Origin of the sequence: Saliniramus sp., assembly GCF_035311605.1 — a bacterium.
In the GTDB taxonomy this organism is placed as follows: domain Bacteria; phylum Pseudomonadota; class Alphaproteobacteria; order Rhizobiales; family Beijerinckiaceae; genus Saliniramus.
Map to the genome: position 1 here is coordinate 1 of NZ_DATGCW010000175.1, position 8,446 is coordinate 8,446.

Below are 8,446 nucleotides of genomic sequence, written 5' to 3' on the forward strand. Positions count from 1 at the left end.
GGCCTCGCGGCCATCCAGATCGGCGTGTTCAAGCGCGTCGTGGTCTGTGATCTGGGCAAGGAGATCCCGGGCAGGTTCGATGCGGAGGGCGAGCCGGAGACGGAGCCCGATCCGCAGGTCTTCGTCAATCCGGAGATCATCTGGCGCTCGGAGGAATTGAGCACGTACGAGGAAGGCTGCCTCTCGATCCCGGAATATACCGAGGAGGTCGAACGCCCCGCGCGCATCCGCTTCCGCTACCTCACGCTGGATGGCGAGCCGCGCGAGGAGGAGGCCGAGGGCCTGCGCGCGACCTGCATGCAGCATGAAATCGACCATCTCGACGGAAAACTGTTCATCGATTACCTCTCGAAGCTGAAGCGCGACCGGGTGATCAGGAAATTCACCAAGGCAGCGAAACGCGAAGCGGCCGCCGAGTGAGGGCGGGCCCGCGCGAGCGCGCAACGAGGTCAGCACCATGAGCCTGCGCATCGTCTTCATGGGCACGCCGGAATTCGCGGTGCCCACGCTCTCCGAGATCATCGGGCAGGGGCACGAGGTCGTGGCCTGTTATACCCGCGCGCCGGCGCCCGGTGGCCGGGGCATGGCGACGCGGCAATCGCCGGTTCATGCCATGGCCGAGGGATTCGGTATCCCCGTCTTCACGCCCGAATCGCTGCGGGATCCGGAGGTGCAGGAGGCGCTCGCCTCGCACGAGGCGGATATCTTCGTGGTGGTGGCCTATGGCATGATCCTGCCGCAGGCGGTGCTCGACATGCCCCCGCTTGGCTGCATCAACCTGCATGCGTCGGATCTGCCGCGCTGGCGCGGTGCAGCGCCGATCCAGCGCGCGGTCATGGCGGGCGATGCCGAGACCGGCGTCGCGGTGATGAAGATGGAAGCCGGGCTCGATACCGGGCCCGTGGGCATGGTCGAGCATGTCACGATCGAGCCGGACATGACCGCCGGCGAATTGCACGACCGGCTGATGATACTCGGCGCCGATCTGATGGTGCGCGCGCTCGCTGCGCTCTCGCGCGATGCCCTCGATTTCACGCCGCAGCCTGAAGAGGGCGTCAGCTATGCGGCCAAGATCACCAATGGCGATGCCGAGATTGCCTGGACCATGCCGGCGCGCCGGATCCATGACCAGGTTCGCGGCCTCTCGCCCTTTCCCGGCGCCTTCTTCATGGCCGATTGCGGCAAGGGTCCAGAGCGCGTGAAACTTCTTCGCACGCGCGTCGAGAGCGAAACCGGATCGCAGGCCGCGCCGGGCACACTCCTCGACGATGATGGGCTCGTCGCCTGCGCTGAGGGAACCGTGCGGCTCTTGCAGGTGCAGCGCTCGGGCAAATCGGCGATGCCGGCTGCCGAGATGCTGCGCGGGGCGCGGCTGGAGCCGGGCGTGCTGCTCGTCCAGGCCTGAGCCGGGCAAGGGACGTGGAACACGCCACCCATCGCTACATGCTCGTCGTCGAATATGACGGCGCCCCCTTCACTGGCTGGCAGCGGCAGGAGAACGGGCTCGCCGTGCAGCAACTCGTCGAGGAGGCGATCGCGGTCTTTGCCGGGCGACCTGTGCGGCTGCATTGCGCCGGTCGTACGGATTCGGGTGTTCACGCGCTGCATCAGGTGGTGCATGTCGATCTCGACAGGCCGATGCGCGTCGACAAGATCCGCGACGCGACCAATGCGCAGATGCGTGATCATCCGGTGGTGGTACGCGAGGCGCGCGAAGTCACCCAAAGTTTCCACGCCCGCCTCAGCGCCGTGCGCCGGCATTATCTCTACCGCATCCTCAACCGCCCTGCGCCGGCTTCCGTCGATCGCGGGCGCGTCTGGCATGTGCGCCAGCGCATCAATGCCGATGTGATGCACGAGGCCGCCCAAAGTCTCGTCGGGCATTACGATTTCACCACCTTCCGCGCCACGCAATGTCAGGGCCGCACGCCGTGGAAGACGCTGGAGCGGCTCGACGTGACCCGTGAGGGCGACGAGGTCCACATCCGCGCCGCTTCGCGTTCTTTCCTGCATCACCAGGTGCGCTCGATGGTAGGCACGCTCGCCCAGGCCGGTATCGGGCGCTGGCGCGTGCAGGATGTCGCCGACGCGCTGCATGCCTGCGACCGGCGCGCCTGCGGCCCGGTCGCGCCCGCTCACGGGCTCTATTTCACCGGGGTCGACTATCCGCCCGAAGCGCTGGTTTCTCCCGGCGAGGCGACGAACCCATAACCCCACCAGGCCGCCGCCGTCAGGGCGAGGATGATGACCAGCACGATGAGCAGCGCCGTGGTGGAGCCACGCCGTGGCGCCGCGCCGTTGTCGTTTGCCGGAGGTGGCGGGCGGAACTGCTCCATCACCGGCTGCGGGATCATCCGCCAGATTGCGACGATGGCGATGGCGACGACGATGATATCGTCGATCAGGCCGTAAACGGGAACGTAATCGGGGATCAGATCGAAGGGAAAGATCACATAGAGCACGGCGAAGAGCGCGAGCAGCCGTGCTGCGACCGGTGTGCGGGGATCGGCGAGCATCCGCAGGAACAGGCGCGTGTCGCGCATCAGGCTCTTGGCCGCTTCGCGTATTCTCACCATTGCGTTCCGCTCGCCTCCTGGTCGGATTGGCTGGAAACTAGGGGGGGCGCGCCGCCCTGTCAGCCCCGGATCGGTACCTGCATTTACGATTTTGCCACTCCCTGATGCGAACGCCTGCGCGGGCGCGGCGTTCCGTCACGCGCATCAGACAGCCGGAAACAGTCCCAGGCGTGTTTCGCCGGTTTCCGCAAGCAAGGCGGCGATGATGTCGAGTGCGTGTTCGAGCTGCTCGGCCCCGGCATTGCCGAGGCAGATTCGCAAACCGGCCTCCGGCGCCTGCGGGTTGGCCATGAAGGCCTCCGGTGGTGCGAGATGGATGTCGCGGCGTGCTGCGGCGAGAACGATGTCACGCGCCCGCGCCGTCGGCAGGGGCAGCCAGACATGCAGACCATCCACCGGCTGCGGGGCAAGCCACGGGCCGAGGCGCTCGCGGGCCGTGGCGCAACGCGCCTGCGCCTGGGCGCGGATCGATTGCGCGACGGATCTGTCGAGCCCCTCGCCGAGCCCTTGCTCCATGATCAATCCGCTGATCGGGTCGGCCATCGAGCGGGTGGCCTGGAGCCAGTGATTGCACGCCTCCGTCGTGCCCTCGGGGGCGAGGAGATAGCCGGTACGCAGGCCCGGCGCGAGGCTCTTCGACAGGCTGCCGACATGAAAGGTCCGCTCCGGGGCGAGTTGCGCCAGCGCCGGAAGCGTCGGCGCGAAGACAGCGTAGACATCGTCCTCGATCAGGGTCAGGTCCGCCACGCGTGCAATATCAGCGATTGCGCGCCGGCGCGCCCCCTGCATCAGCGCGCCTGTGGGATTTTGCATGGAGGGCATCAGATAAGCCACGCGCGGCGGATCCGGCCGCGCCAGCGCCGCACGGAGTGAATCGGGCGTGACGCCTTCGCCGTCCATGGCGAGCGGCACCAGTTCGCGACCGAGCATGCGCGCAGCCCGAAGCGCGCCCGGGTAGGTCACTTCCTCGATGGCGAGAGGCCCCTGCGGCGCGGATGCCAGCGCAACGAAGATCGCGTGCTGGGCGCCGGATGTGACGAAGAGCCGGGTCGGATCGAAGGCGAGCCCGCGTTCGTCGGCGAGCCTCTGCGCGAGCAGGGTGCGGTGAGAGGACCGTCCCGCCGGCGCCTCATAGGCGTTGAAATGGCGGGCATCAACCTTCTCCGCGACGCGCCCGAGCAGCGCCTTCAGCATCGGCGCGGTCAGAACCGGCGGGGGCAGGTTGACGCTGAGATCAATGCGCGCGCTCTCGCGCGCAGCCGTCGCGTTGACGAACATGCCGCGCCCCTTCTGACCATTGGCGAGGCCGCGTCGTTGTAGCGTCTCATAGGCGCGGGTGACTGTGCCGAGGCTGATCGAGAGGCGATGGGCGAGATCGCGATGCGCCGGCAGACGTGCCCCGGCGGGAATCACGCCCGCGAGAATATCCTCCGCGAGTGCCGCCGTCAGACGCTCATGCGCGAGGCCGGGCGGCGGGGCGAGGCGGGGCGTCCAGGGTGAGACGAGTTTCATCAGGTATACCGTTTGGCGTAATGGATTGAGCTAATAATGTAATATGACAATTCATCAATCCGTTTCAGGCGTCAAGCGTCGCCGGGCCGGTCCCGGTCGCGCGCCTGAACGCCATATGCGCGCATTGCGCACGCGATGCGCTCCTCGTCCGGCACGTCCGGCCTGAAACGGTAACCGGGTGCGATGATGCGTGTGTGCCGGGTGATCCGCATCCGGATGACATGGCGGATCGGGAAATCAGGGCCGGCCATTTCCACCAGATCCCGCACGGCATCCGGGAAACCGGCATCGCTCCTGGCGATGATTTGTCCCGGCCCCTCGAGCTTCCAGCCTTTCTGGCGAAAAATATTGATGAAGCTCACGCAGAGCGACGATCCTGTCCGCACATTGCGCACCGTCACCGGTGAAGCGATGTCGGCGATCACGAGGCCGTCCTCTCCATGAGGCGCGAAGATCTCCTTCGGGCTGACATTCGGTGTGCCGTCAGGCGCGGATGTCGCGCACCAGCACAAGACCGCATCGCGCATGTCGCGCTGGATCTCTGGCTGCCGCATGGCTCAATCCTCCCTCGAAGGTTCTGCGGTCAAGGATCGCGATTCAGAATGTCCACTTGCGGATTGTCATAACATCATGCATGACAATATTCCAGAAAATCCAAAGTGTATCAATACGCCATGCCGCTCGAACTCATCGTCGCCTATGCGGTCTTCGCCTTTGTCGGCGCCGCCACGCCGGGGCCAAACAATTTTCTGCTCCTCGCATCCGGGATACGCGCAGGCTTTCGCCGGACCCTGCCCTTCGTCTTCGGAATCAGCCTCGGCTTCGCGACCCTGCTCGGGCTGATCGGCGCGGGGCTAGGCACTGTGTTCGTGCATTTTCCGCAGGCGCAGATCGCGCTCAAGCTGCTCGGTACGGGCTATTTTCTCTGGCTCGCCTGGAAGATCGCCGGGGCGAGCGTCGCCCGCTCCGATGACACCCGCCCGCTGATGGGTTTCTGGACCGGAGCTGCCTTCCAATACGTCAATCCTAAGGCCTGGCTGATCTGCATCACGGCGGTTTCGCTTTACCTGCCCGCGGGCGCGGGCTACCGGCCGCTTGGCATACTGGTCATACTCGCGATCGCGGTGGGCATGCCGGCCAACCTCGCCTGGGCCGGGGCAGGACAGGGCATGCGCCGCTTCATCGCCTCGCCGGTTTATCTGCGGCGCTTCAATCTGACGATGGCGGCGCTGCTGGTCCTGTCGATCATCCCGGTCTGGCTGGCCTGAGCTCAGCGAAACAGATCCGCATAGGTCTCGCGCAGGACGTTCTTTTGCACCTTGCCCATGGTGTTGCGCGGCAATTCCTGCACGATCGCCACATGCTTGGGCTGCTTGAAGCGCGCGAGTTTGTCGGCGAGGGCTACAATCACGGCATCGGCATCGAGGTTCACACCCTCATGCAGCACCACCGCCGCCGTCACCGCCTCGCCGAAATCGGGATGGGCGACGCCGAAGACGGCGCTCTCGACGACGCCGTCGAGCGCGTCGATCTCGGTCTCGATCTCCTTCGGATAGACGTTGTAGCCGCCCGTGATGATCAGATCCTTGCCGCGACCCACGATATGGACGTAGCCGGCTTCATCGATCTTGCCGAGATCGCCGGTGATGAAGAAGCCGTCCGCGCGCAACTCCTCCGCCGTCTTTTCTGGATTGCGCCAGTATCCCCTGAACACGTTGGGTCCGCGTACCTCGATGATCCCGATCTCCTCCACCGTGCAGGGCGCGCCGGTCTCGGGATCGAGAATGCGCAGTTCCACACCGGGAAGCGGGAAGCCGACCGTGCCGGGAATGCGGTCCCCGTCATAGGGGTTCGAGGTGTTCATGTTGGTCTCGGTCATGCCGTAGCGCTCGAGGATTGCGTGACCGGTGCGCGCGGCAAATTCCCGATGCGTCTCGGCCAGAAGCGGCGCGGAGCCGGATACGAACAAACGCATATGCGCGGTCGCCTCGCGGGTCAGGCCCGGATGCGCAAGCAGGCGCGTATAGAAGGTCGGCACGCCCATCATCGTGGTGGCGCGCGGCATATGGTCGAGGATCGCGTCGGGGTCGAACTTTTCCATGAAGATCATGGAGCCGCCGGCCAGAAGCAGCGTGTTCGTCGCCACGAACAGGCCGTGGGTGTGGAAGGTGGGGAGCGCGTGCAGCAGCACGTCATTGCCGGTGAAGCGCCAGTAATCGACCAGCGTCTGCGCATTCGAGACGAGATTGGCATGGCTGAGCATGGCGCCCTTGGAGCGCCCGGTCGTGCCTGAGGTGTAGAGGATCGCGGCGAGATCGTCGGGGCCGAGATCGGCATCATTGAAGTCCGCATCGGCGCGCGCGGCGCGATCACTCAGCGAACCCGTGCCGCCGGCATCGAGGGTCTCGATCGCCTTGACGCGGTGGCGCGTGGCGACGGGGGCCAGCGCCTCGCGCGCCGTACTGTCGCAGACGAGCAGCGACGGCTCGGCATCACTGATGAAATAGTCGAGTTCGGCCACGGTATAGGCGGTATTAAGCGGCAGGAAGATCGCGCCGATGCGCGCACAGGCCAGAAGCAGGATTACCACTTCCGGGCTCTTCTGCGCCTGCACTGCCACGCGGTCGCCCTTCGTCACGCCGAGATCGCGCAGGGTATTGGCGAAGCGCCCCGTGGCGGAGAACAGATCGCCATAGGACATCCGCCGCCCTTCCGGCGTCTCCAGGAACGGACGCGCGGGATCGTCATTGCAGGCGCGGATGGCGGCAAAGAGCGGCAGGCCGGCGACATCTTTCATCGGGGATCCTCCACGATCCGGGCGTTGTCTCGTCGGCTGCACTTCTGGCAGGTTTCAGCCCGGCACGGCAAGGTCGCGCAAGGCCTTTTGCGGTTTGGCCAGACGCCGCACCTCGTTCGACATGGCGATGTAGCCGCGCTCGGCATAGGCCTCATGATGACGCTCGATGCTGTCGAGATCATAGAGGTAATTGACCATCATTCCCGCCGCCTGCGCCGCGCCCCGGGCCGAGAGATCGGCGCGGGCATGGACATGTTCGAGCCGCGCGCCGTTGCCGAGATGGAAGCGCGCCACCGGATCGAGCGGACGCGGTACGCCGCGCTCACCGCGCATTGTCGTGGCGCGCACCAGATAGGTCGCGCACAGCCGCCGCAGGGTCTCCTGGAGCTTGTCCGCATCCGCCCCTTCGCGCGCGAGCAGGACAGCCCGGTCGGCGCCTTCCGCGAGGATCGGCGCCAGCACTTCGCGTTCAACCGGTTCGAGCGCGCCGGTCTCGTCGTCGCGCGCCTGCGCCTCCAGCCAGGCGGCGAAACCGGGAACGGGGGAGAGCGTCAGGAAGCGGCGCAGCTGCGGCAGGTCGCGGCGCAGTTCCTCCACCACCTGCTTGATCAGGAAATTGCCGAATGACACCCCGGCAAGGCCCTTCTGGCAGTTCGAAATCGAATAGAACACGGCCGTATCGGCATCTTCCGGCGCCAGTTCCTTGCGCTTGCCATCCAGAATCCGGTCGATTGATCGGGGCACGGCATCGGTCAGCGCGATCTCGACGAAGATCAGGGGCTCGTCGGCGAGAGCGGGATGGAAGAAGGCGTAGAGCAGCCGATCGGAGGGGGCGAGGCGCAGCTTCAGATCCTCGAAGTTCTCGATCCGGTGGACGGCTTCATACTGGATGATCTTTTCGAGCACATGGGCGGGACTCGCCCAGTCGATCCGGCGCAGCGTCAGGAAACCCCGGTTGAACCATGAGGCGAAGAGATGCTCGAAATCGGCGTCGAGATCGGCGAGGGCGGGCTCGCCCCGGCGCAAAGGCAGGACATCCTCGCGCATGCGCAAAAGGGCGAGCGTGCCGCCCGGCGCGCGGTTGAGCCGGCGCAGCAGATCCTGCCGGCGCGGTTCCGCCGCCCGGTGCAGGGCCATTGCCGTGGTCGCACCCGGATTGGCCTGATAGGCCGTGATGGCGGCATCGATGCGTGACCGGTCAGGGCCGAAATCGACGGCGAGGCAGCGCAGGAAGACCTCGCGTTCCTCCCGTGGCGCAGCCGCATAACAGACGAGCAGTTCCGCTGCCCGCGCCACGCTGGACGCTTCGCCCCGGTTGGTGAGCAGCGCCTCGGCCAGCGCCTGCAGGGCCTTCGCCGTGCGGGCCTCGCCGCGCCGGGCGCCCATCAGCGCCCGCCCGCGATCGCTGATCTGCTGCATCATCTCGGTGAAGAACGACATTGACGCTATCCTTGCCTGCGACAATTCAATGTGGGTGCTGATCGCGATCTGTGAAAGTGCCTTGTGCACCGCGATAACGCACGGGTGATCTGCGCGATCCCGCGAGCGCGCGCAGAAGTCG

General features: G+C 66.1%; 9 protein-coding genes. 4 read left to right on the plus strand and 5 right to left on the minus strand.

Annotation, left to right across the window (positions count from 1 at the left end):
• The 3 genes from def to truA form a co-directional block, all read left to right on the plus strand.
• Window positions 1-420: peptide deformylase (def, locus tag VKP01_RS08150; protein WP_324411654.1), on the plus strand; the 420-nt coding region annotated here is incomplete at its 5' end.
• Window positions 421-457: 37 nt separating this feature from the next.
• Window positions 458-1,405: a methionyl-tRNA formyltransferase gene (gene fmt / locus VKP01_RS08155; protein ID WP_324411655.1), complete on the plus strand. Its 948-nt coding sequence runs from the start codon at window positions 458-460 to the stop codon at window positions 1,403-1,405.
• Between the two features lie 38 nt (window positions 1,406-1,443).
• On the plus strand, window positions 1,444-2,211 hold the full coding sequence (truA, locus tag VKP01_RS08160) for a tRNA pseudouridine(38-40) synthase TruA (RefSeq protein WP_324411661.1): 768 nt from the start codon (window positions 1,444-1,446) through the stop codon (window positions 2,209-2,211).
• On the opposite strand, the gene VKP01_RS08165 is transcribed toward truA, so the two are convergent.
• From VKP01_RS08165 to VKP01_RS08175, 3 genes are all read right to left on the minus strand, one after another.
• Window positions 2,163-2,576 (minus strand): YkvA family protein, encoded by a 414-nt coding sequence (locus VKP01_RS08165; RefSeq protein WP_324411656.1) that lies wholly within the window; start codon window positions 2,574-2,576, stop codon window positions 2,163-2,165. The two genes, truA and VKP01_RS08165, sit on opposite strands and share 49 nt — an antisense overlap.
• Window positions 2,577-2,720: 144 nt before the next feature.
• Entirely contained in the window at window positions 2,721-4,088 is a 1,368-nt protein-coding gene (locus VKP01_RS08170; RefSeq protein ID WP_324411657.1) for a PLP-dependent aminotransferase family protein, read from the minus strand.
• 71 nt (window positions 4,089-4,159) lie between these two features.
• Entirely contained in the window at window positions 4,160-4,642 is a 483-nt protein-coding gene (locus tag VKP01_RS08175) for a pyridoxamine 5'-phosphate oxidase family protein (RefSeq protein ID WP_324411658.1), read from the minus strand.
• 120 nt (window positions 4,643-4,762) lie between these two features.
• Here VKP01_RS08175 and VKP01_RS08180 point away from each other — a divergent pair, with 120 nt between their 5' ends.
• A complete protein-coding gene (locus VKP01_RS08180) occupies window positions 4,763-5,356 on the plus strand; it encodes a LysE family translocator (RefSeq protein ID WP_324411659.1) in 594 nt (197 codons plus the stop codon).
• A gap of 2 nt (window positions 5,357-5,358) precedes the next feature.
• On the opposite strand, the gene VKP01_RS08185 is transcribed toward VKP01_RS08180, so the two are convergent.
• Window positions 5,359-6,885 (minus strand): malonyl-CoA synthase, encoded by a 1,527-nt coding sequence (locus tag VKP01_RS08185; RefSeq protein ID WP_324411660.1) that lies wholly within the window; start codon window positions 6,883-6,885, stop codon window positions 5,359-5,361.
• A gap of 54 nt (window positions 6,886-6,939) precedes the next feature.
• Entirely contained in the window at window positions 6,940-8,334 is a 1,395-nt protein-coding gene (locus tag VKP01_RS08190; protein WP_324411662.1) for a malonyl-CoA decarboxylase, read from the minus strand.
• Window positions 8,335-8,446: the final 112 nt, after the last annotated feature.

What these genes read in the sequence shown, in the direction of transcription:
- fmt (WP_324411655.1), top strand. Translation starts at nt 458, where the DNA reads ATGAGCCTGCGCATCGTCTTCATGGGCACGCCGGAATTCGCGGTGCCC.
- truA (WP_324411661.1), top strand. Translation starts at nt 1,444, where the DNA reads ATGCTCGTCGTCGAATATGACGGCGCCCCCTTCACTGGCTGGCAGCGG.
- VKP01_RS08165 (WP_324411656.1), bottom strand. Translation starts at nt 2,576, where the DNA reads ATGGTGAGAATACGCGAAGCGGCCAAGAGCCTGATGCGCGACACGCGC.
- VKP01_RS08170 (WP_324411657.1), bottom strand. Translation starts at nt 4,088, where the DNA reads ATGAAACTCGTCTCACCCTGGACGCCCCGCCTCGCCCCGCCGCCCGGC.
- VKP01_RS08175 (WP_324411658.1), bottom strand. Translation starts at nt 4,642, where the DNA reads ATGCGGCAGCCAGAGATCCAGCGCGACATGCGCGATGCGGTCTTGTGC.
- VKP01_RS08180 (WP_324411659.1), top strand. Translation starts at nt 4,763, where the DNA reads ATGCCGCTCGAACTCATCGTCGCCTATGCGGTCTTCGCCTTTGTCGGC.
- VKP01_RS08185 (WP_324411660.1), bottom strand. Translation starts at nt 6,885, where the DNA reads ATGAAAGATGTCGCCGGCCTGCCGCTCTTTGCCGCCATCCGCGCCTGC.